Source organism: Bradyrhizobium prioriisuperbiae (genome assembly GCF_032397745.1).
Classification (GTDB): domain Bacteria; phylum Pseudomonadota; class Alphaproteobacteria; order Rhizobiales; family Xanthobacteraceae; genus Bradyrhizobium_A; species Bradyrhizobium_A prioriisuperbiae.
In genome coordinates, this window is the sequence record NZ_CP135921.1 from 5,657,347 (window position 1) to 5,676,664 (window position 19,318).

Consider the following 19,318-nt stretch of genomic DNA (forward strand, 5'->3'; position numbering starts at 1 on the left):
TGGATGAGAGCAGGAGATGTGAGCGATGGGAAGCCTAACCTTCAGGCCGCGCGGCGCGCGAAACGGGACCAACGAAGTGCCGGTAAGCAAAGGACAGAAAGCCAATGCCGATCGGCAGGACGAGAAGAGTGTAAAATGTGGACAGTGTGTCGATGACGACGGCTGATCCTGCCGTGAAGCTATTCGGGTTATAGGCTTCCACCAGAGCCAGCAAGATCGGCAGCACACAGAGTGGCAGGAATGCGCATGCGACCGTGCCCCAGAACAGGCGCCAGGTGTTTCCGCGTGTATCTGCCCACGCCTGCTTGAACGACAACGTCAGGTTTGTCACGGCGCGGGCCGGCAGCACCAGGCTCAGTCGCAATGCAATCCCATAGGTTACCATCCAGAGCAGGAATGGGACCAGCGACACGATCAGCGAGGCGCCGTCGCCTGCCCTGTGCGACGATGTCAGCAGGAAAACCGCCGCAATGGCGATGATGCTGGGAAGAATTGCGATCAGCGTGATCAGCACGCCGGCCCCCAGGTAGCGCCACAGGCTGTTGCTGATCAGGTTGCTGCCGCTGGCCCTTGGAGATTCGCCCAGGATCAGGCGGCGATGCCAGGCGACCGCGATACTGATGGCGGCAAGCGCGACAATCAGAGTCAGGATCAGCGAGACGGCCGTTGTTCCAGGGCTCGACTCCAGATGTGTTCCCGGGGTCAGTCGGTTCGTGACGCCGGCTATCCCGGAGACTTCCATCCAACTGCCGACGATGCTGAGCGGCACGATGATGGCAAGCCACAGCCAGGAGATCCGCAGCACGTCGCTGAAGTTCTCCACATAGCTGGAATACTCCATATAGCTGGAATAGGCGTGGGTGATTGTGTCCCGCAGCGGCAGTTTCGCCGTACCCATGTGTGCCCCCCATTGTCACCGCATGCCCATCACTGGTGGCATGACGATGTTTTCACACCAACGAAGTGTGAAGGGGAACTGGAGTCGAGTCAAACGGGACTGGTGCGTGGCCGGATCGCCGATGGTGTCGCGCGACATCGCTCATCCCGGCATGAAAATGGTCCCTGCATCGGCGGGGACCATGTCCACGTCTTCGCGTCGATGTCAGCCGCGGCCGACGAACGGCATCTTGGTCGCCATCACGGTCATGAACAGCACGTTGGCGTCGAGCGGCAGGCTGGCCATGTAGACCACCGCGTTGGCGACGGCGTCCACGTTCATGCGCGGCTCGGGGATCTTGCGGCCGTCGGGCTGCAGCACGCCGTCGACCATGCGGGTGGTCATGTCGGTGGCCGCATTGCCGATGTCGACTTGGCCGCAGGCGATGTCGTAGGCGCGGCCGTCGAGCGAGGTCGACTTGGTCAGGCCGGTGATGGCGTGCTTGGTCGAGGTGTAGGCGGCCGAGAACGGCCGCGGCGCGTGCGCCGAGATCGAGCCGTTGTTGATGATGCGGCCGCCGCGCGGGGTCTGGTCCTTCATGATGCGGAAGGCGTGCTGGGTGCACAGGAATGGCGCGGTGAGGTTGGTGTCGACCACGGCCTTCCACTGTTCCACGCTGACGTCCTCGAACGCCACCGGCGGCGCGCCGATGCCGGCATTGTTGAAGATCAAATCGAGCCGGCCGAAGGTGTTCGTCACCTTGGCGAACAGCGCGGCGATTGAGCCGGGATCCTTCATATCGGACGGCACGGGCAGGCTCTTGCCGCCCGCGGCCTCGCCGAGCTTGGCGGTTTCCTCGAGCATGTCGGCGCGGCGGCCGGTCAGCACCACGGTGTAGCCCGCCTTCATCAAGGCGAGCGACGTCGCCCGTCCGACGCCCGAGCCCGCGCCCGTGACCAATGCGATTTTCTGCTGGGACATTTCCTTATCCTGTTTTTGTTGTGGTGGGAGGAGTGGTGGAAGGCGTGTTGACGTAAGGCGGGCGCGGAATGTTCTGGTGCGCCGCGCGCAGCGCCGCCGACCAGCGCGCGCGCAGGTCGTGGAAATAAGGTTCGCCGGCCTCGATGCGGTAGTTCAGCTCCGCTTCGCAGACGTCCGGCCGCACCACCAGCACGTCGATCGGCATGCCGACCCCGAGGTTGGAGCGCATGGTCGAATCCATCGAGACCAGGCTGACCTTCAGCGCGTCATAGAGGTCGACGTCATAGGCGATGGCGCGGTCGAGCACCGGCTTGCCGTATTTGTGCTCGCCGATCTGCAGATAGGGCGTGTCGGTGGTGCATTCGATGAAATTGCCGGCGCTGTAGACCATGAACAGCCGCATCCGCGAGCCCTTGATCTGGCCGCCGAACAGAAAGGAGACGTCGAACGAGATATCCTCGGCGCGCAGCGCCGTGCCTTCCAGCGCATGCACCTGGCGAATGGCGTGGCCGATCCGCTGCGCCGCCTTGAACATGGTCGGCGCATTCATCAGGGTTTCGATCTCGCCGGTCTCCGGATTCTCAAGACCCTCGCTCAGCATCGAGAGCACCGACTGGCTGATGGCGAGATTGCCGGCCGATGCGATCGCCATGATGCGCTCACCGGGGCTGCTGTAGATGTGCAGCTTGCGGAAGGTCGAGATATTGTCGAGGCCGGCATTGGTGCGGGTGTCGGCGATCATCACCAGTCCGTCGCGCACCAGAATTCCGCAGCAATAGGTCATCGCCCAATCCCCGATTTGAGGTGGGAGTTTTACGCGCTGACCAGCCGCGCGGCAACCTTCTGAATCATCCCACTATTCAGGCCGCTCACACTTCAGGATTGTCAGGCAGGATTGTCAGGATTGGCTCTGCCGTCCGGCCTGGTTCACATTGACGGCCACCGCCAGGCTCTCGGTGCCGCCGCCGTAGCGGGTGCCGCGGACCGGGGCCGCACCGAGATAGTCGAGGCCGATGGCGACGCGGACATGGGAGTCTGTCGTGGACAGCGCGTTGGCGGGATCGAAGCCGACCCAGCCCAGTTTGGGTACGAAGGCTTCCGCCCAGGCGTGGCCGGCGTCCTGCTGCACCACGCCGTCGGAGCGCAGGAAATGCCCGGAGACGAAACGCGCCGGCACGCCACCGAGACGCGCGCAGGCGATGAAGATGTGGGCGTAGTCCTGGCAGACGCCGCGGCGCAGCGCAAAGGCGTCGGCGGCGGTGGTGCCGGCGTTGGTCGGATCGGTGTCGAACGTCATGTGATCGTTGATCTGCACCAGGAGCGCGTGCAGGAAACCGACGGTGTCGTCATCGGTGTCCGGCTGCAGCTCGCGCGCGAACGCTTGCATGTCGGCATTGGGTTCGGTCAGGGCGGTGGAGCGCAGGAAGAAATCCGGCGGGAAACGCTCGTCGGTGCCCTTCAGCACGCCGCTGGTATCATGGGTCTCGACCAGACCCTCCACATTGATGGTGAGCTCGGCGATCGCGCCGTGGGTCAGCACATGGGTGATGTTGCCGTAGGAATCGTGATGCATCTGCATCCGCGAGTCGGTGGAGACGAACACCTGCCAGTCGGCGACATACTGCCCGTCATAGCTGCGCGGCGTCATGCGGATGATCTGGATCACGCCGGTGGCGGGCGGCTCATAACGATAGGTGGTCGAATGGGCGATACGCAGGCGCATGACAGACGTTCAAGTTCCAGCTCGGGACATGATCTCTGGGATCGGGCCTATATCAGGTACTGCTTGGCGATGATTTCGCCAAGCCGGTTGTTGTCCGAAATGGCCTCTTGAATGAATTCATGCAGCCCATGCTGGAAGATGTCATCAATGTGACTATGCTCGAGCCGGTTGCGGATGCCGCGCGCATGGCGCTGCGCCGGTCCCTGGCGGCTGTAGGCGACGCCGATCTGGTCGAGGTTGCGCACCAGATTGCCGTAACAGCTCGACAGCGAGCGCGGCAGCGTCTCGTTCAGGATCAGGAGATCCGCGATCAGCCAGGGTTTCAGCGTTTCCCGGTAGACCCAGTGATAGGCGGTCAGCGCCGAGACCGAACGCAGGATCGAGGTCCACTGATAATAATCCAGCGGGCCGCCGACATGTTCCTTCTCCGGCAGCAGCATGTGATACTTCACATCCAGGATGCGCGCCGTGTTGTCGGCGCGTTCCAGGTGCAGCCCGAGCCGCGAGAACCAGTAGGCGTCGTTGCGCAGCATGGTGCGGTAGGCGGAGCCGTCGAACCGCAGCGAGGTCTCCTGCACGAAGCGCAGGAACTTGGTCAGGTCCTCGCGGGAACGGACGCCGCCTTGCCAGACCTGCTGCAATTCGATCCAGGCACCGTTGATGGTGTCCCACATCTCGCTGGTCAGCGCGGTGCGCACCGAGCGTGAATTCAGCCGCGCGGCCTCGATGCAGTTGCGGATCGAGGAGGGATTCTCGGGTGAGAAGGCGAGGTAGTCGACGACGCTGCGTTCATCCGCCTCCGGATGAATTTTGTAGAAACCGTCGCCGATACCGGCGGTGAGCAGCGCGGATTCCCACTCGTTGGTCTTGCCGACATACGTGGCGGGCAGCGCGGTGGCGCGTAGCGTCGCCTCGATCGTGCGCGCGAGATATTCGGCGCGCTCGACATAGCGGGCCAGCCAGAACAGGTTTTCAGCGGTGCGCGACAGCATGTGCGAAATTGACTCGTCGTTGAGCGGTGGAATGAAAAACAGGTGATTGGCGCAAAAATTCTGCCGGTCGCGAGGGGTTCCTTTGCTTGTTCATCCAAAATCCAAATCTATTCATCTAATATCCAAGTGTCCTTGGTGCCGCCGCCCTGGCTCGAATTGACTACCAGCGAGCCTTCTTTCAACGCCACGCGGGTCAACCCGCCGGGCACCACGGTGACATGATCGCGCCCCGTCAGCACGAATGGCCGCAGATCCACATGGCGCGGTGCGAGCCCCGATTGCGTCGCCGTCGGGCAGGTGGAGAGCGCCAGCGTCGGTTGGGCGATGAAGCCTTCCGGGTCCTGGATCAGCTTGGCGCGGAACGCCTCGATCTGGGCCTTGGTCGACGCGGGTCCGATCAGCATGCCGTAGCCGCCGGAGCCGTGCACCTCCTTCACCACCAGTTCGTCGAGATGGTCCAGCACATGGCCGAGATCGTCCTTCTCCCGGCAGCGCCAGGTCGGCACGTTCTTCAGGATCGGCTCCTCGCCGAGATAGAACTTCACGACGTCGGGCATGTAGCTATAGACCGCCTTGTCGTCGGCGATGCCGGTGCCGACCGCGTTGGCCAGCGTCACGGTGCCGGCCATGTAGGCCGACATCAGGCCGGGCACGCCCAGCACCGAATCCGGGCGGAAGGTGAGGGGATCGATGAAATCGTCGTCGAGCCGGCGATAAATTACGTCGACGCGTTTCAGCCCCTCGGTGGTCCGCATGAACACCTCATCGCTCTTGACGATGAGGTCGCGGCCTTCGACCAGCTCGACACCCAGCTTGTCGGCCAGGAACGAGTGTTCGTAATAGGCGGAGTTGTAGACTCCGGGGGTCAGCAGCGCGACGGTCGGCTCGGCGGCGGCGGTGTGCGGGGCGACCGAGCGCAGCGCCGACAGCAGCGCATCCGGATAATTCTCCACCGGCGCCACGCGGTGGCGGGCGAACAGGTCCGGAAACAGCCGCATCATGATTTCGCGGTTTTCCAGCATGTAGGAGACCCCGGACGGGGTGCGTGCGTTATCCTCCAGCACATAGAAGTCGTCGGGGCCGACACGCACGATGTCGATCCCGGCGATGTGCACATAGACGTCGTGCGGCACGTCCTGGCCGTTCATTTCCGGCCGGAACACCGGGTTCTGGAAGATCAGGTCGTCCGGGATGATCTTGGCCCGCAGGATGTCGCGCGAATGATAGATGTCGCGCAGGAACATGTTCAGCGCCTTGACCCGCTGCTTCAGTCCCTTTTCCAGATGGGTCCATTCCTTGCCGGACAGGATGCGCGGCACCACGTCGAACGGGATCAGCCGCTCCTGGGCGTCGGCCTCGCCATAAACCGCGAAGGTGATGCCGATCCGCCGGAACAGCAATTCCGCTTCCTGGCGGCGATATTCAAGGGCATCCGGCGGCATCTCCTTGAGCCAGTGGGAGAGCGCCTCATAAGCGGGGCGGAGCGAGCCGTCCGGCCCATTCATTTCGTCGAACGCAACTGCCATATAGTCTGACCGCCCTTCGAGCTCGTTGTCGGAGCATGCCCTGAGCATGCTGACTAAAATCGACGGTAGCAAGGGGCGGGCCAGCAGGTTATGCACTGCGATAGGGCACTTCGTTGGGGGCGGTTCGGCGAGCTGCCCCTAAAAGAGGCGGGGAAATGCCCATCCGTCGGGCAACCGGTGCTGGCCAGCTGGGCCGGGATCGGCAAGGATTTGGAATGACGAGGAGTAACGTGCGATGAGCGAGATCGTCACCGCCGGCATTTTGGTGATCGGCGACGAGATTCTGTCCGGCCGGACCAAGGACAAGAACATCGGCTATATCGCCGAATACCTGACCAATATCGGCATCGACCTCAAGGAAGTCCGGGTCGTCTCCGACGACGAGGATGCCATCATCGAGGCGCTGAACGCGCTGCGCTCGCGCTACACCTATTTGTTCACCACCGGCGGCATCGGGCCGACCCATGACGACATCACCGCCGACAGCGTGGCGAAAGCGTTCGGCGTCGGCATCGATCATCATCCCGAAGTGGTCGCGCGTTTCCGGACCCGGTTTTCCGAAGCCGAGCTCAACGAAGCGCGGCTGCGGATGGCCCGCATTCCCGACGGTGCCGAACTGATCCAGAGCGCGACCATCCTGGCCCCGGGATTCAAGATCGACAATGTCATCGTCATGGCGGGCGTGCCCTCGATCATGCAGGCGATGATGGACATCATTTCGCCGAAGCTGAAATCGGGCGTGCGCATGCTGTCGGATTCGGTGCGCGCCAATGCGCGGGAAGGCGATATCGGCAGCCCGCTGCGGGCGATCGCCGCCGAACACCCCGACACCAGCATTGGCAGTTATCCGTTCCTGGATGAAAACAGCAAACCCAACACCAACATCGTGGTGCGCTCGCGTGATCCCGACAAGCTCAAGGCGGCGATGGCCGCCGTGCAGGTGATGCTCGCCGGGCTGAACGTGGCGCGGTAGGGAAGAAACCATGACCCCTGTCTCCGACGACACCTCGCCCCGCCCGGAAAAGATGTTTCCGGTGTCGTGGGATCAATTCCATCGCGACAGCCGCGCGCTGGCCTGGCGGCTGAACGACGCAGGCCCGTTCGAGGCCATCGTCGCCATCACCCGCGGCGGCCTGGTCGCGGCCGCCGTCGTCGCGCGTGAGCTCGGCGTGCGTGTGATCGATACGGTCGGCGTGGCCAGCTACAACCACCAGGACCAGGGCACGATCAAGATCCTGAAAACGGTGTCGCCGGACATCCTCAAGATCGGTGGCGGCACCGGCAAGGGCATCCTGATCGTCGACGACCTCGTCGACACCGGTAAGACTGCCCGCGTGGTGCGCGATCTGATGCCGCAGGCGCATTTCGCCACCGTCTACGCCAAGCCGATGGGTCGCCCGCTGGTCGACAGCTATATCACCGAGGTGTCGCAGGACACCTGGATCTTCTTTCCCTGGGACACCGGCCTGTCGTTCCAGCCGCCGATCCGCGACGGGGCGGCGTAACGCCGTCTCCGCCACAATTGCTGCTGCCGGTTTCTGTCGCTGGGGCCTGATCTGATCCAAAGCCAGTCGTCGTTCTGGGAGGATCATGCCCATGCCGCTGCAGAACCGTGTGACGCCGCTTGGCGACATCGTATCAACGCCGCATCGCGGCCTGTTCACCGGCAACTGCGGCATCATCCATGATCCGGCGACCCGAACCCTGCTGGGCCGGCGCTGGACCACAAGGGCCTGGCTCATCTGTGTCTGCGAATTCCGCGGCCGCCGCCGCAAGGTGATGGCCACGCAAAGCTGGACCGAGCTGTTTTTCCTGGACGAGGCCACCGCATTGGCCGCCGGCCATCGCCCCTGCTTCTTCTGTCGCCGCGATGACGCCAATGCATTTCGTGCGGCGTGGGCGCGGGGGCAGGGTGTGGACATTCCACGCGCCGGTGAGATGGATCTGGTGCTGCACGACGAACGGCTGCAGGGACGAACGCGGCGCCTGCACGCGCTGCCCTCGGCGCCGTCAGCCTTGCCTGATGGCGCGATGGTGCAGGCCGGTGGCGAGAGTTTTGTGATCGTTGGCGGCCGCCCGCTCAAATGGTCGTTCGCTGGCTATAGGGCGGTGGCGAACATTCCCGGCGATGCCCTGCTGCTGACGCCGCCCTCGACCGTCCGCGCACTCAGCGCGGGCTATCCGCCGGTGCTGCATCCGAGTGCGAAGGCTTAGCTCGTAGCCCGGATGAGCGAAGCGACATCCGGGTCGGAGACGACGTGGGCGGTCCCCGGATATCGCTCCGCTCATCCGGGCTTCTGTAACGGGCGCTGGTTAGTCAATCCCTTTTTGCGCCATCCGTTCGCCGAGGACTTGCTTCTGTACGGGGTCGGCGCTGAGGCCGCCACCTGATGGGGTGCATGAGGAGCAGGTCGGCCAATCTACGGATGCGCGGTCGTGCGCCGCTTCCCGGATGTCGGCCTGGCCTGATCCATCGTCCCGGCGAGGGACTCCGCATCGGAAAGACCTGGTGTCGTGGCCCGTCCGAAACTTTGATCTCCTTAAGCTGCCGCAGTCACTGATTTGGCTGTTGGATTGAAGACCCGGCCATCAGCCAGCATGCGATGCAGGATCACTGCAAGCTTGCGCGCAAGTGCAACCTTGGCCTTGCGCATGCCGGCGCGTCTGGCGATCCGCATCGCCCAGCTTTTGAGGTCCGAGCAGCCCCTGATCGGTTTGGTCAACATGACGTGAGCCGCCTGATAGAGCGCCTCGCGAACCGAAGCGTCGCCGATCTTGCTGATCCGGCCGCTGTAGTCCGTCTCGCCGGACTGGTACTTCTTCGGTGTCAGCCCAAAGTGAGGCCCCACCGCCTTGGAGGATTTGAACCGGCCGGGATCGTCGATTGCCGAAGCGTAGGTGAGTGCGACGATCGGGCCGACCGACGGCGTCGTCATCAGCAGCTTGGCTGATGCATGCGAGCGGGCCATGGTCCGTACGCGCTTCTCAAAGCCGGCGAACTCGCCTTTGAGCACGGCATGCACTGCGAGCAAAGCTTCCGCAATCGTCTCCAGGGCCGGATGGCCGGCCACCAGGTCCCGGATCCGCCCTGCAAAGCCATTCTCCGTCGTCTTGCCAACCTTCAGCCCGAAGCCGCGCAATATCCCACGCAAGCTGTTCTCGATATCGCGCTGCTTGGATTGCACAAGCTTGCGGGCGGCCAGCATGGCGCGGACTTCCTGAGACGCGATCGACTTGCAATGAACCGGGCGGAACCAGCCCAGCCGCATCAACTGGGCAATGCCGCGCGCATCGTTGCGATCCGACTTTACCGGGTTCGCTTGAAAGGCGGCATGGACATGCCGTGTCTCCAGAAGCTCGATTGAAAGCCCCGCTTCCTGCATCGCAGCGTAAAGCCACTGTGACAATGGGCCTGCCTCCAGCCCGATCCGTGAAGCCTCAAATCCCAGCGCACCAAACCACTTAATCAGCGCTGCCGGTTCACTCGCAACCTTCCCCTCTCGAACGATCTTGCCCTGCGCATCCACAACGCAAACGCTCGAGTATTCCAATGACACGTCGATTCCTGCATAATGGTCCATGGTCGTTCCTTTAATGATGTTTGGAGCGGGCTTGCCCGACTCCGTTTGACACCATCAATTTGAGGGACGACCACCCAGCCCGCTAGCCCCGCGAAAGCCCGTTACCCCATCTTCTGACGAGGCGAGGCGTATCATCCTTTCTGCGTCACCCGCGGGCTTGACCCGCGGGTCCAGCTTTTCTGCGTTGTCGCCGCAATCAAGCTGGATGGCCGGGTCAAGCCCGGCCATGACGGAGAGAGAGGAGACGTTTACCCAAACCTTTCCCTCGCCAGCTTCGCACCGGCCCCCAGCGCCCGCAGCTTCGCTTCCGCGATATCCCGCCGCATCGGCGCCATGCCGCAATTGGTGGTGGCCACGATCTTGTCCTTCGGCACCACCTTCATGACCGCGGCGATGGTCTCGGCGACATCCTCTGCTGTCTCCACGGTATCGCTGGCGACGTCGATGACGCCGGCCTGCACCACCTTGCCGGGCAAGAGCTTCAGCAGATCGAGCGGCACCCGCGAGTTGCGGCACTCGATCGCCACCTGCTGGATGCTGCTCTTGGCGATGGTGGGGAAGAAGTCTTCGTATTGCCGCCACTCGCTGCCCAGCGTCGCCTTCCAGTCTGTGTTGGCCTTGATGCCGTAGCCGTAGCAGATGTGCACGGCGGTGGCGCAGGTCAGGCCCTTGGCGGCGCGCTCCAACGCCTCGATGCCCCAGGTGTTGACCTCGCCCATATAGACATTGAAGGCGGGCTCGTCGAACTGGATCACGTCGACGCCGTCGGCCTCGAGCGCAAGCGCTTCCTGGTTCAACAGATCGGCGAACGCGAACGCCATCTTGATCCGGTCGCCATAATGGCGGTCGGCGATGGTGTCGATGATGGTCATCGGGCCGGGCAAGGTGAATTTCAGCTTGTGCGTGCTGTGGGCGCGCGCCGCCTGCGCTTCAAACGCATGCACGCGGCCTCGCAAGTGCAGCGGCGCCACCACCTGCGGCACCATCGCTTTGTAGCGGTCGCCGCGGATGCCCATTTCCACCTTATGGGCGAAATCGATGCCCTCGATGTTTTCCAAAAAGCCGTGCACGAAATGCTGCCGCGCCTGCTCGCCCTCGGTGACGATGTCCACACCCGCATCTTCCTGCAGCTTGACGGCCAAGAGCGTGGCATCGCGTTTGGCGGTGGCCAAATTCTCGGCCGGCGGTTTCCATGGCGCCCACAGGCGATTCGGCTCCGCGAGCCATTCGGGTTTGGGCAGCGAACCGGCGATGGTGGTGGGAAAAAGCATAACTAGTGCCCCGCATCCGAAGTTCGTGATACATCGCAGCACTCTCTGACACGAACTTCGGATGCATCAGGGGCACTAGCAAATCCATGATTCGAGTACCGCTTTTCGATCTGAAGTTCCTGTGATGAGTTTGCGGCAAGTGGTGCAGGAACTTCAGATCGGCGGTACTAGTCGTCCCGTTGGCTTTTATTGTATGAGCGATTAACGCGGAGGGAGCTTAACCCATTCCGCGGTTGGGAAGCGACAAGGATAACAAATACAATGCCCAGGGCGATTGTCTGCAGGGAGTTGGGGCCGCCGGAGACGCTGCGCCTGGAAACCTTCGCTTCAGTGCCGTTGCAACAGGGACAGTTGCGTGTCGCGGTGCGCGCCGCCGGTCTCAATTTCCCAGACGTGCTGATGATCGAGGGCAAGTACCAGCTCAAGCCCGATTTGCCGTTCACCCCGGGCATGGAAGCCGCCGGCGATGTGAGCGAGGTCGCACCCGATGTCACCGATATCAGCGTCGGCGACAAGGTGATCGTCAAGCTGCGGCACGGTTGTCTCGCCGACGAAGTGGTCGTCACCCCGCAGCAGGTCGTGTCGCTGCCGAAATTGTTCGACTACGCCGATGGCGCGACGTTCCTCGCCGCGCACGGCACCGCCTATCACGCCCTGGTCGACCGCGCGCAATTGCGCGGCGGCGAGGTGCTGCTGGTGCATGGCGCCGGCGGCGGCGTGGGGCTCGCCGCGGTCGAACTCGGCAAGGTGCTGGGCGCCATCGTGATTGCTGCCGCGTCCAGCGAGGAGAAACTGGCGGTCGCGACCAGCCGCGGCGCCGATCATGCCATTCGTTATGGTCATGAACCTTTTCGCGATGCAGTGAAACAAATCACCGGTGGCCGAGGCGCGGACGTGGTGTTCGATCCGGTTGGCGGGCCGATTTTCGAGGAGAGCCTGCGGTGCATCGCCTGGGGCGCGCGGCTGCTGGTGATCGGCTTTACCGGCGGCGTCGGCATGGCCGCGACCAATCTGGTGCTGATCAAGGGCGCGAGTGTGCTGGGCGTGCGCGCCGGCGAGGCGGTCCGGCGCGATCCCGCGCTTGGCGTCGCACGTCAGGCCGCGTTGTGGCGGCTCGCCGATGCAGGGAAAATCCGTCCGAATATTTCTCATCGGCTGCCGCTGGCGCAAGCCGCGCAGGCGATGCGGCTGCTGCTGGAGCGGCGCGCCATCGGCCGTGTCGTTCTTCTGATGGATTGATTGCGCGGGAAACTCTGCCCGGACGCGTTGACATGCCCTGCGAAGCAACTTTTAGTTGCGGCAGCGGTGTCGTAAAAGCATATGGGGTGACCACATACCGGTTGCGGGTTCGCCGACGTCTGACGGTTCTGTTGTTCATTTTGGACTGCGAGGTTGTTTCATGAATCAGATGAGCCAGGTGCCGCCCGTGCCGCGCCCGACCGGGGTGGCGTTTTCCGGCGACCGCGGCGAGTTCCGCCGGCTTGTGACGCGCGGAGCGCTGCTTGAGCTCATTACCGTCGGCTTTTACCGGTTCTGGCTCGCCACCGACATGCGCCGCCATCTGTGGTCACGTACCAGCGTGGATGGGGATTCCGCCGAATACACCGGCACCGGCAAGGAGCTGCTGATCGGTTTCCTGGTCGCGCTGGCGATCATCGTGCCGATCTACGTCCTCTACTTCGTGCTCAGCTTGGAGGCCGAGCGTCTCAGGGCCTTCGCCAGCTTTCCGCTGCTGGCGTTCTTCTACGTGTTCGGCCAGTTCGCCATCTTTCGTGCCCGGCGCTATCGCCTGACGCGCACGGTGTGGCGCGGGGTGCGGTTCTGGATGGATGGTTCGGGCTGGGCTTATGCCGCGCGTGCGACGCTCTGGGCGCTGCTGGTGGGGGTGACCTTTGGGCTGGTGCTGCCATGGCGGGAAGCGGCGCTCGAGCGTTACAAGATGGGACACTCCTATTACGGCAATCTCCAAGGACGCTTCGAGGGTCGCGGCGGAGAGTTCTTCAAGCGCGGCTGGGGGCTGTGGCTGCTGGCCCCGATCGCGCTGGTCATCTTTCCGCTGTTTCCGTTCGTCTATGCCATGTTCAAGGCGATCGAGATGCGCTGGTGGCTGTCGGGCATCCGGTTCGGCGGTGTGCGTTTCGAATCATCCCTGCCGCGCGGGGCGTACACCGGCCTGTACTGGAAAGTCATCGGCTGGGCTGCGCTGCTGAGCCTGGGCATGGTGATCTATCTGTCGCTGTGTGCGTTCGCCATGAGAAGTCTCGGTGGAGCGTCACCCGACGAGATGTTCGCGGGCGCCAATCTTGCCGCAAGCATTCCGCTGCTCGTGCTGGCTGTCCTGGGATATCTTGGCTTCGTACTGGCCAACGGTGTGGTGTTCCGGGTGTATTTGATGCGTGATCTCTGGGCGAGGGTCGCGACCTCGATCACCGTGCACAACATCGCGGCCGCGGCCAACGTGAAAGCCGAGGGACAGCTCGCCAGTGCGCTGGGCGAGGGACTTGCCGACGGGCTTGATGTCGGGGGCTTCTGATCGTGAGTGACGACAGTGCTCATGCGATAGATCCGGTCGCGGATCCGGCGGCAGCAGTCGGCAGCACAGCTGTCTACTTTGACGGGACCTCGAACCGCCGGCGTGTCGTTACGCTGGTGTTCAAGGATGGTCTCGAAATCTACGAGCAGGGAGTGCCCCTCGCCATCTGGCCGTATGACACAGTTCGCCGCGTCGATGCGCCGCTTGAGCTGTTGCGATTGAGCAGTCAGAGCGCGCCCTCGCTGGCGCGGCTGGAAGTCCGCGAGCCGGCGACGAAGACACAAGTGATCGCGCGCTGCCGGCGGATGGACGACACCGCGCCGGGGCGCGGCATTGGGGCCATCATCGGCTGGTCGCTGGCGGCGGCGCTGTCCATCGTGTTGATGGTGCTGTTCGGCGTGCCGCTCGCCGCCGACCGGCTGGCGCCGCTGATCCCGGCGTCGTTCGAGCGGCGTCTCGGCGATGTCGCGGAGAGCCAGGTCAAGGTGGTGTTCGACGGGAAGGTCTGCGACAGCCCGCAGGGGCAGGCTGCCTTCGTCAAGCTGATGAACACCCTGCGCGGTGCCGCCGGCCTCGATCTCTCGGATGCGTCTGCCGTGCTGTCGAGCAGCACCGCCAACGCCTTCGCGCTGCCCGGCGGCAAGGCGTTCCTGCTGAAGGGCTTGCTCGAGAAAGCCAACGACGCCGACGAGATCGCCGGCGTGATGGCCCATGAACTCGGCCACCTGGCGCACCGCGACACCACCCGCCAGATGATCAGCACCAGCGGCACCTCGTTCCTGATCGGTCTGTTGTTCGGCGACATCACCGGCTCCAGCGTGCTGATTTTCGCCGGCCGCACCGTCGTCAACGCTTCCTATTCCCGCGAGGCGGAGTATGACGCCGACACCTTCTCGATCGACGTGATGCACCGCCTGGGACGCTCGCCCAAGAAAATGGGCGAATTGCTGTTCCGCATCACCGGCAAGGAGGGCGGCACCGGCATTTCGTTTCTGGCCAACCATCCTTTCACCGAAGACCGCCTGGCCCGCATGACCAAGGAAGACCGCCCGGTCAGCGGCCCGCCTTTGCTGTCGCCGCAGGAATGGACGGCGCTGAAGGCGATCTGCGCGTCGACGGTGAAGAACTGATTGCTCGCTTGAGTGAAGATGCGAGGTTCGCCTGATGTAATCCGTCACCCTGAGGTGGCCGCGCAGCGGCCCTCGAAGGGCGACGGCCGAGACCGCAGCCACGCCGTGGCCGTTCATCCTTCGAGGCTCGCTTACGCTCGCACCTCAGGATGACGGAAAAACCGCAACGTCAATGAGAACCCGCTACTTGTACTCCCGGTCCTGCCACCACGGAAAATACGACGGCATGTCGCTGGAGACCTTGTCGGTGAATTTCGCCGGCCGCTTTTCCAGGAACGACGTCACGCCCTCGCGCACGTCGGCGGAGGCGCCGCGTGAATAGATGCCGCGGCTGTCGATCTTGTGGGCTTCCATCGGGTCGTCGGCGCCCATCATCCGCCACATCATCTGCCGGATCAGCGCCACCGAGACCGGCGCGGTGTTGTCGGCGATCTCGCGGGCAAGATCGCGCGCGGTCTCCAGCAACTCTTCCGGCGGCACGACCTTGCTGACCAGCCGCCCGGCCAGCGCTTCGCGCGCCTGGAACACCCGGCCCGAATAGGTCCATTCCAGCGCCTGCGAAATGCCGACAAGGCGCGGCAGGAACCAACTCGAGCAGGCCTCCGGCACGATGCCGCGCCGCGCGAACACAAAGCCGAAGCGGGCAGTGTCGGCGGCGATGCGGATGTCCATGGCGAGCTGCATGGTGACGCCGATGCCCACCGCCGGGCCGTTCACCGCGGCGATCACCGGTTTGAGGCTTTTGAAGATGCGCAGCGTCAGCCGTCCCCCGCCGTCGCGCACCGCGTCGTCGCTCCAGTCCACTTCGCCATTGGGCTGCAGCGGCGCGGTCTTGCGGTCGGCCCGCGCGGCGCGGTCAAACGTCTGTCCGCCGGCCGAGAGATCCGCGCCGGCGCAGAACGCCCGCCCGGCGCCGGTGACGATGATGGCGCGGATATTATCGTCGGCGTCCGCCCGATCGAACGCGTCGATCATCTCGGACTGCATGGTGTGGGTGTAGGCGTTGAGCTTGTCCGGCCGGTTCAGCGTGATGGTCAGGATCTGGTCTTCGACGTCGTACTTGATCTGCTCATAGGCCATCCGGGTTGTTCCTCGTCTCACGCTCTGTTGTGGCTGCCGTCATGGTGTCATGGCCCAGCCTTAAGGACAACGCGACAAAGCCGTCCGGGCCATGTGCCCGTGGCATGGAAGCTATTTTGGAAGCTATTTTCCATTTTGCGGAAAAGCAGCGAGGAGATAAGCGATGGCATTAGCCTCGCTGAGCATCCCGCCCCCGCAACCAGCTACACCTTTGCGCGCTCCAGTGTCTTCGCCATCTTGGCACGCCAGTCATCACCGGCGGCCTTGAACTTCTCGATCGTGTCGGGAGACAGGCGAAGGGTCACCGCCTCCTTGGGGTTATCGACCTTTGGTCTGCCACGCGATGGCTTGATGCTGGCGTCGAGTTCGGGAAAAACCTCGCTGAACGACCTCGCCCGAGCGAACTCTTTCTCCGTCCACTCGGGGTTGTCGGAGACGGCCTTGAGATCCGCTTTGCTATAGCCCCGTTTCGCTCTGCTACTTTTTGTTTTGGCCATCGTAGAGCTTCCTTTCCTTCGGTGAGGCGGCGCGCATCGAGATCACCGATATTCCCTCCAATCCGAGGGTTGCGAACACGACCGAGATCACACCATTCACGTCCTTGCCGATGGCCTGATAGCGGCCATTCCTGGCCGAGATGACCAGAGCCTCAGCGAAGAAATCTTCCGTCAACGTCGCGAAGTCCAGGCCATGCTTGGCAAGGTTCGCGAGGCGTTTCGGATGATCCCAGACGATCTTTACGGACATTATTTGTACACGAAAAATAGATGGCTAGCAATAATAAAAGTGTACGGAAAAAGGGGGGATGGGCAATGGGCCAGATCGGCGAGGATGTGCATCGAGCGCTGGTTTGGAACGGAAAAAGGGCGGCCGGTTATGCGCTGTGGAAAACTTGCTTGGCCGGTTCAGCCTGATAGTCAGGCACTGCTTGGCGGGTGAGCCCGGCCGGGCTATGAGGATGGCTACGCGGGCGTGGCGAAATGGTAGACGCAAGGGACTTAGACGATTGAGTGCCCCCGGGGAAACCCGGGGAGTAGAACCGCCCAAATTCGGGGAAACCTTTCAACTGGCAATCCCGAGCCAAGCGCGCAGGCCCTTGTCGTCTGCGTGAAGGTGTAGAGACTAGACGGGTGGCACCTAACGCGCGCGAGCGCCACGGTGAAGGTATAGTCCAGACCACAAACGCGCCGGATGCATACGTCCGGACGAGGCGGCGAAAGCCGTAGCTGGTAAGAAAATCCCTCGGCTCGAGAGAGCTGTGCCGGTTCGAGTCCGGCCGCCCGCACCACTTTCCTGCATCCTGCCCGACTGATCGCGGCTCCAAGGCTGATTAGCCCGGCCTATATGCGAGTCAGCACGCTCTATGCTAAGATTTTACCATGGCTCCAAAGAAGACATCGTCAAAGAAAGGCAGCGCGTCTGGCTTCGTGATCGGCAGCGGGCGCTTTCGCAAAATAAGCGCGGTTGAGGGTATTCAGTATTCCGCCAAGATGAAGGGCAGCACCGCGATCGCCGAGAGCAAGGCTCGCACTCCTGAGGAGCGCCGGAAAGCCATCATCAAGGCCTACCGCAAGGCCTAAACGGCATGTACGACGCCGTTGCCGATGACTATTGCTACCCCGGTACGACCGTGCTGAAGAACAAGCTTGATCTTAAGGAAGCTGAAGAGCTTGACGCATTCGAAGCTGAAGTGAGCGACGCCAGAGCCGACGAGGAACTCCCGGCGGGCGATCTGGACTTCAAGCACTTCAAGTCGATTCATCACCATCTGTTCCAAGACGTCTACGATTGGGCCGGAAAAATCCGCTCGGTCCGCATGTCGAAGGGCGGCAACATGTTCTGCTTCCCGGAGAGGATTGAGAGCGAGGCAAGCAAGCTGTTCACGCAGCTTAAGAAGGATAAATTCCTGGCCGGGCTTGAGCCGGAACTGTTCGCTCAAAAAGCCGCACATTTCCTCTCCGAGCTGAACGTCATTCACGCTTTCCGTGAGGGTAACGGTCGCACGCAGTTGTCTTTCTTTCTGCTGCTGGCGGAAAACGCAGGATATCCAATCGACCTTGAAAACCTTGACCCGGATGTCTTGCTAGATGCGATGATTGCGAGCTTTGACGGCGACGAAGAGCCGCTTGCTGCAGTGATTTTGGATCTAGTGGCACCCTAGCACGCTTCGCGTCGCCTAAGACGGTTTCATTTCGGTTGTCTGGTTATCTAACTAGAGAACGCTAACCTTGCGCGCTCCTGCAGTGCGAGCGCCTCCGGTCGTTGCTTCGCGGCTAACATTACCACCAAGCGAAGAAAAGCAGACCGCGCGGCGTTGTCACGTCGCAACAAATTGTCTTCTTCCAAAAGCAGTATATTCAGAAATTCGATCAGCGCCGTGCCAATAGCAGGTCGGCACCAGTGGCCCGCGCCCCCATCCGCACGCAAGGCTTGATCCAGGCGACGGCGTCAATCGACTCGGAAAAAGGTTCCCAATTCAAAAATGCCGCAGGCTTTTGAGCGATTTCGTGATCGCCCAACTGGGGGAATTGGTAGTAGAAGCATCGCCCGTGTCACGCAGCCAAGGCAGAATGCTTATGGGATACGCGTCGTACTTGGAAGACATTACAGAAAAGGCCCACGAAAACAGAATGATGCGCGGGGCGTATGAAGATCGGGGGCGCCTCAAACCGGTCTATGTGTCCGTCTCTCCCCCGTTGCAGCCGATCATTACGCCGATGACGCTGGCAGTCCCGGCCAACGCGGATGCCGAGATCGCCGCTAGACGCGCCCGGGTGCTGCACGAAAAGCACGTACTTGCGATCTACGAGCTTATGCCGGGAAAGAACTGGCGCCACTAGCACTAAGCCGCAGCCTTCCTCTTACCAGTACCGCGCCCGACAATCGTTTAGGGCGATGAACTCGCTACAAGACGAGTGTCAACGGAATTCTCGACAACGCGAAGCAGCACGTCGATGAACCCAACGACGAGGATTGCTTCTTCCTGCGAAAAACTATCGCTTACGTGGTGATGAGTATTGTTTCGGAACGCTGGAACAATGCCGCGCAGGATTTGCGTGAAGCCTCTTTGATCGTCGGCCTGACCACTTCCGACTTGAAGCACCGTTTTCGACATCTCGTCCTTGAATGCGAAATTCACCAAGGGCTCGCCGGTCATGGGCGTCGGTGGTCTTGCCTTCTTTCGTATGCGATCTTCCAGCACGAGCGTTGCCTGATTGATCGCGCGATCATATCGCGAACTTGCGCCGAGCAGGTCTAGACATCGCGCTCGAAGGCCCTGATCCTGCAGAAGGTGCTTTGTAGCGCTCATCAGGGAAGTGCGCTTGGATGCGGGCTTTCGCGGAGATGACGGCTGTTTCGCCGCGCGGGCGGTCGCAGTACGTTCTGGGACGCTCTTTGCCAGCAAGTCACGCACCTCCGCCTGCTTCGATGAGTCAAGCTTCCGCTGATAAACAGCAGTCCCGATGCCAGATTGTTTGGCGAGATATATGAGCGCAGCCTCGGAGGAAACGCCGTACTTATGCGCAAGCTTGCTCACCGTCTCACCAATGTATTTTCCCGGCTTGTTCTTTGCCGTGGCGATTTTGGTCAAAAGCTTGGGATCGAGGATTTTCCTCGCCATCA

Annotated in this window: 21 protein-coding genes; 9 read left to right on the top strand and 12 right to left on the bottom strand. The window is 62.4% G+C overall.

Annotated elements, in window-relative coordinates; all coding sequences use genetic code 11:
• Positions 1–34 precede the first annotated feature (34 nt).
• The 6 genes from RS897_RS26715 to RS897_RS26740 all read right to left on the bottom strand — a co-directional run bounded on the left by RS897_RS26715 (position 35) and on the right by RS897_RS26740 (position 6,099).
• Positions 35–898, bottom strand: a complete 864-nt coding sequence (locus RS897_RS26715) for a hypothetical protein (RefSeq protein ID WP_315831719.1) — start codon at positions 896–898, stop codon at positions 35–37.
• 204 nt (positions 899–1,102) lie between these two features.
• Positions 1,103–1,858, bottom strand: a complete 756-nt coding sequence (locus tag RS897_RS26720; protein ID WP_315831720.1) for an SDR family oxidoreductase — start codon at positions 1,856–1,858, stop codon at positions 1,103–1,105.
• 4 nt (positions 1,859–1,862) lie between these two features.
• A complete protein-coding gene (locus RS897_RS26725; RefSeq protein ID WP_315831721.1) occupies positions 1,863–2,642 on the bottom strand; it encodes a proteasome-type protease in 780 nt (259 codons plus the stop codon).
• A gap of 114 nt (positions 2,643–2,756) precedes the next feature.
• On the bottom strand, positions 2,757–3,581 hold the full coding sequence (locus RS897_RS26730) for a transglutaminase family protein (protein WP_315831722.1): 825 nt from the start codon (positions 3,579–3,581) through the stop codon (positions 2,757–2,759).
• Positions 3,582–3,628: 47 nt separating this feature from the next.
• Entirely contained in the window at positions 3,629–4,573 is a 945-nt protein-coding gene (locus RS897_RS26735) for an alpha-E domain-containing protein (RefSeq protein ID WP_315831723.1), read from the bottom strand.
• Between the two features lie 107 nt (positions 4,574–4,680).
• Positions 4,681–6,099, bottom strand: a complete 1,419-nt coding sequence (locus RS897_RS26740; protein ID WP_315831724.1) for a circularly permuted type 2 ATP-grasp protein — start codon at positions 6,097–6,099, stop codon at positions 4,681–4,683.
• A 235-nt stretch (positions 6,100–6,334) separates the two neighbouring features.
• On the opposite strand from RS897_RS26740, the gene RS897_RS26745 reads away from it, so the two are divergent.
• The 3 genes from RS897_RS26745 to RS897_RS26755 all read left to right on the top strand — a co-directional run bounded on the left by RS897_RS26745 (position 6,335) and on the right by RS897_RS26755 (position 8,313).
• Positions 6,335–7,072, top strand: coding sequence for a competence/damage-inducible protein A (locus tag RS897_RS26745; protein ID WP_315831725.1), 738 nt, complete (start codon positions 6,335–6,337; stop codon positions 7,070–7,072).
• 10 nt (positions 7,073–7,082) lie between these two features.
• Entirely contained in the window at positions 7,083–7,604 is a 522-nt protein-coding gene (gpt, locus tag RS897_RS26750) for a xanthine phosphoribosyltransferase (RefSeq protein ID WP_315831726.1), read from the top strand.
• 91 nt (positions 7,605–7,695) lie between these two features.
• On the top strand, positions 7,696–8,313 hold the full coding sequence (locus RS897_RS26755; RefSeq protein ID WP_315831727.1) for a hypothetical protein: 618 nt from the start codon (positions 7,696–7,698) through the stop codon (positions 8,311–8,313).
• A gap of 326 nt (positions 8,314–8,639) precedes the next feature.
• On the opposite strand, the gene RS897_RS26760 is transcribed toward RS897_RS26755, so the two are convergent.
• Positions 8,640–9,680: an IS110 family RNA-guided transposase gene (locus tag RS897_RS26760; protein WP_315831728.1), complete on the bottom strand. Its 1,041-nt coding sequence runs from the start codon at positions 9,678–9,680 to the stop codon at positions 8,640–8,642.
• Positions 9,681–9,928: 248 nt separating this feature from the next.
• Complete coding sequence (locus RS897_RS26765; protein ID WP_315831729.1) at positions 9,929–10,951, bottom strand: methionine synthase; 1,023 nt, start codon at positions 10,949–10,951, stop codon at positions 9,929–9,931.
• Between the two features lie 261 nt (positions 10,952–11,212).
• Here RS897_RS26765 and RS897_RS26770 point away from each other — a divergent pair, with 261 nt between their 5' ends.
• The 3 genes from RS897_RS26770 to RS897_RS26780 all read left to right on the top strand — a co-directional run bounded on the left by RS897_RS26770 (position 11,213) and on the right by RS897_RS26780 (position 14,614).
• Positions 11,213–12,190, top strand: coding sequence for an NADPH:quinone oxidoreductase family protein (locus RS897_RS26770; RefSeq protein ID WP_315831730.1), 978 nt, complete (start codon positions 11,213–11,215; stop codon positions 12,188–12,190).
• A gap of 160 nt (positions 12,191–12,350) precedes the next feature.
• Positions 12,351–13,484 carry a DUF898 family protein gene (locus tag RS897_RS26775; RefSeq protein ID WP_315831731.1) on the top strand — a complete coding sequence of 378 codons (1,134 nt, stop codon included), beginning with the start codon at positions 12,351–12,353 and terminating at the stop codon, positions 13,482–13,484.
• A gap of 2 nt (positions 13,485–13,486) precedes the next feature.
• Positions 13,487–14,614 carry a M48 family metallopeptidase gene (locus RS897_RS26780; RefSeq protein ID WP_407654307.1) on the top strand — a complete coding sequence of 376 codons (1,128 nt, stop codon included), beginning with the start codon at positions 13,487–13,489 and terminating at the stop codon, positions 14,612–14,614.
• 183 nt (positions 14,615–14,797) lie between these two features.
• Here RS897_RS26780 and RS897_RS26785 read toward each other — a convergent pair whose 3' ends face one another.
• The 3 genes from RS897_RS26785 to RS897_RS26795 all read right to left on the bottom strand — a co-directional run bounded on the left by RS897_RS26785 (position 14,798) and on the right by RS897_RS26795 (position 16,441).
• Positions 14,798–15,694, bottom strand: a complete 897-nt coding sequence (locus tag RS897_RS26785; protein ID WP_315831732.1) for a crotonase/enoyl-CoA hydratase family protein — start codon at positions 15,692–15,694, stop codon at positions 14,798–14,800.
• Between the two features lie 203 nt (positions 15,695–15,897).
• Entirely contained in the window at positions 15,898–16,191 is a 294-nt protein-coding gene (locus tag RS897_RS26790; RefSeq protein ID WP_315831733.1) for a BrnA antitoxin family protein, read from the bottom strand.
• A complete protein-coding gene (locus RS897_RS26795) occupies positions 16,172–16,441 on the bottom strand; it encodes a BrnT family toxin (RefSeq protein ID WP_315831734.1) in 270 nt (89 codons plus the stop codon). The genes RS897_RS26790 and RS897_RS26795 overlap by 20 nt, the downstream gene beginning before the upstream one ends.
• A gap of 632 nt (positions 16,442–17,073) precedes the next feature.
• On the opposite strand from RS897_RS26795, the gene RS897_RS26800 reads away from it, so the two are divergent.
• The 3 genes from RS897_RS26800 to RS897_RS26810 all read left to right on the top strand — a co-directional run bounded on the left by RS897_RS26800 (position 17,074) and on the right by RS897_RS26810 (position 18,534).
• Positions 17,074–17,274, top strand: coding sequence for a hypothetical protein (locus RS897_RS26800; RefSeq protein WP_315831735.1), 201 nt, complete (start codon positions 17,074–17,076; stop codon positions 17,272–17,274).
• 5 nt (positions 17,275–17,279) lie between these two features.
• Complete coding sequence (locus RS897_RS26805; protein ID WP_315831736.1) at positions 17,280–17,855, top strand: Fic/DOC family protein; 576 nt, start codon at positions 17,280–17,282, stop codon at positions 17,853–17,855.
• A 346-nt stretch (positions 17,856–18,201) separates the two neighbouring features.
• Positions 18,202–18,534: a hypothetical protein gene (locus RS897_RS26810; RefSeq protein WP_315831737.1), complete on the top strand. Its 333-nt coding sequence runs from the start codon at positions 18,202–18,204 to the stop codon at positions 18,532–18,534.
• A gap of 47 nt (positions 18,535–18,581) precedes the next feature.
• Here RS897_RS26810 and RS897_RS26815 read toward each other — a convergent pair whose 3' ends face one another.
• Positions 18,582–19,316: a TIGR02391 family protein gene (locus RS897_RS26815; protein ID WP_315831738.1), complete on the bottom strand. Its 735-nt coding sequence runs from the start codon at positions 19,314–19,316 to the stop codon at positions 18,582–18,584.
• Positions 19,317–19,318 lie beyond the last annotated feature (2 nt).

Coding starts and splice junctions, on each gene's coding strand:
- RS897_RS26735 (WP_315831723.1), bottom strand. CDS start 4,573: ATGCTGTCGCGCACCGCTGAAAACCTGTTCTGGCTGGCCCGCTATGTC.
- RS897_RS26795 (WP_315831734.1), bottom strand. CDS start 16,441: ATGTCCGTAAAGATCGTCTGGGATCATCCGAAACGCCTCGCGAACCTT.
- RS897_RS26775 (WP_315831731.1), top strand. CDS start 12,351: ATGAATCAGATGAGCCAGGTGCCGCCCGTGCCGCGCCCGACCGGGGTG.
- RS897_RS26725 (WP_315831721.1), bottom strand. CDS start 2,642: ATGACCTATTGCTGCGGAATTCTGGTGCGCGACGGACTGGTGATGATC.
- RS897_RS26815 (WP_315831738.1), bottom strand. CDS start 19,316: ATGGCGAGGAAAATCCTCGATCCCAAGCTTTTGACCAAAATCGCCACG.
- RS897_RS26745 (WP_315831725.1), top strand. CDS start 6,335: ATGAGCGAGATCGTCACCGCCGGCATTTTGGTGATCGGCGACGAGATT.
- RS897_RS26800 (WP_315831735.1), top strand. CDS start 17,074: ATGGCTCCAAAGAAGACATCGTCAAAGAAAGGCAGCGCGTCTGGCTTC.
- RS897_RS26785 (WP_315831732.1), bottom strand. CDS start 15,694: ATGGCCTATGAGCAGATCAAGTACGACGTCGAAGACCAGATCCTGACC.
- RS897_RS26765 (WP_315831729.1), bottom strand. CDS start 10,951: ATGCTTTTTCCCACCACCATCGCCGGTTCGCTGCCCAAACCCGAATGG.
- RS897_RS26790 (WP_315831733.1), bottom strand. CDS start 16,191: ATGGCCAAAACAAAAAGTAGCAGAGCGAAACGGGGCTATAGCAAAGCG.
- RS897_RS26805 (WP_315831736.1), top strand. CDS start 17,280: ATGTACGACGCCGTTGCCGATGACTATTGCTACCCCGGTACGACCGTG.
- RS897_RS26730 (WP_315831722.1), bottom strand. CDS start 3,581: ATGCGCCTGCGTATCGCCCATTCGACCACCTATCGTTATGAGCCGCCC.
- RS897_RS26740 (WP_315831724.1), bottom strand. CDS start 6,099: ATGGCAGTTGCGTTCGACGAAATGAATGGGCCGGACGGCTCGCTCCGC.
- gpt (WP_315831726.1), top strand. CDS start 7,083: ATGACCCCTGTCTCCGACGACACCTCGCCCCGCCCGGAAAAGATGTTT.
- RS897_RS26715 (WP_315831719.1), bottom strand. CDS start 898: ATGGGTACGGCGAAACTGCCGCTGCGGGACACAATCACCCACGCCTAT.
- RS897_RS26760 (WP_315831728.1), bottom strand. CDS start 9,680: ATGGACCATTATGCAGGAATCGACGTGTCATTGGAATACTCGAGCGTT.
- RS897_RS26755 (WP_315831727.1), top strand. CDS start 7,696: ATGCCGCTGCAGAACCGTGTGACGCCGCTTGGCGACATCGTATCAACG.
- RS897_RS26720 (WP_315831720.1), bottom strand. CDS start 1,858: ATGTCCCAGCAGAAAATCGCATTGGTCACGGGCGCGGGCTCGGGCGTC.
- RS897_RS26770 (WP_315831730.1), top strand. CDS start 11,213: ATGCCCAGGGCGATTGTCTGCAGGGAGTTGGGGCCGCCGGAGACGCTG.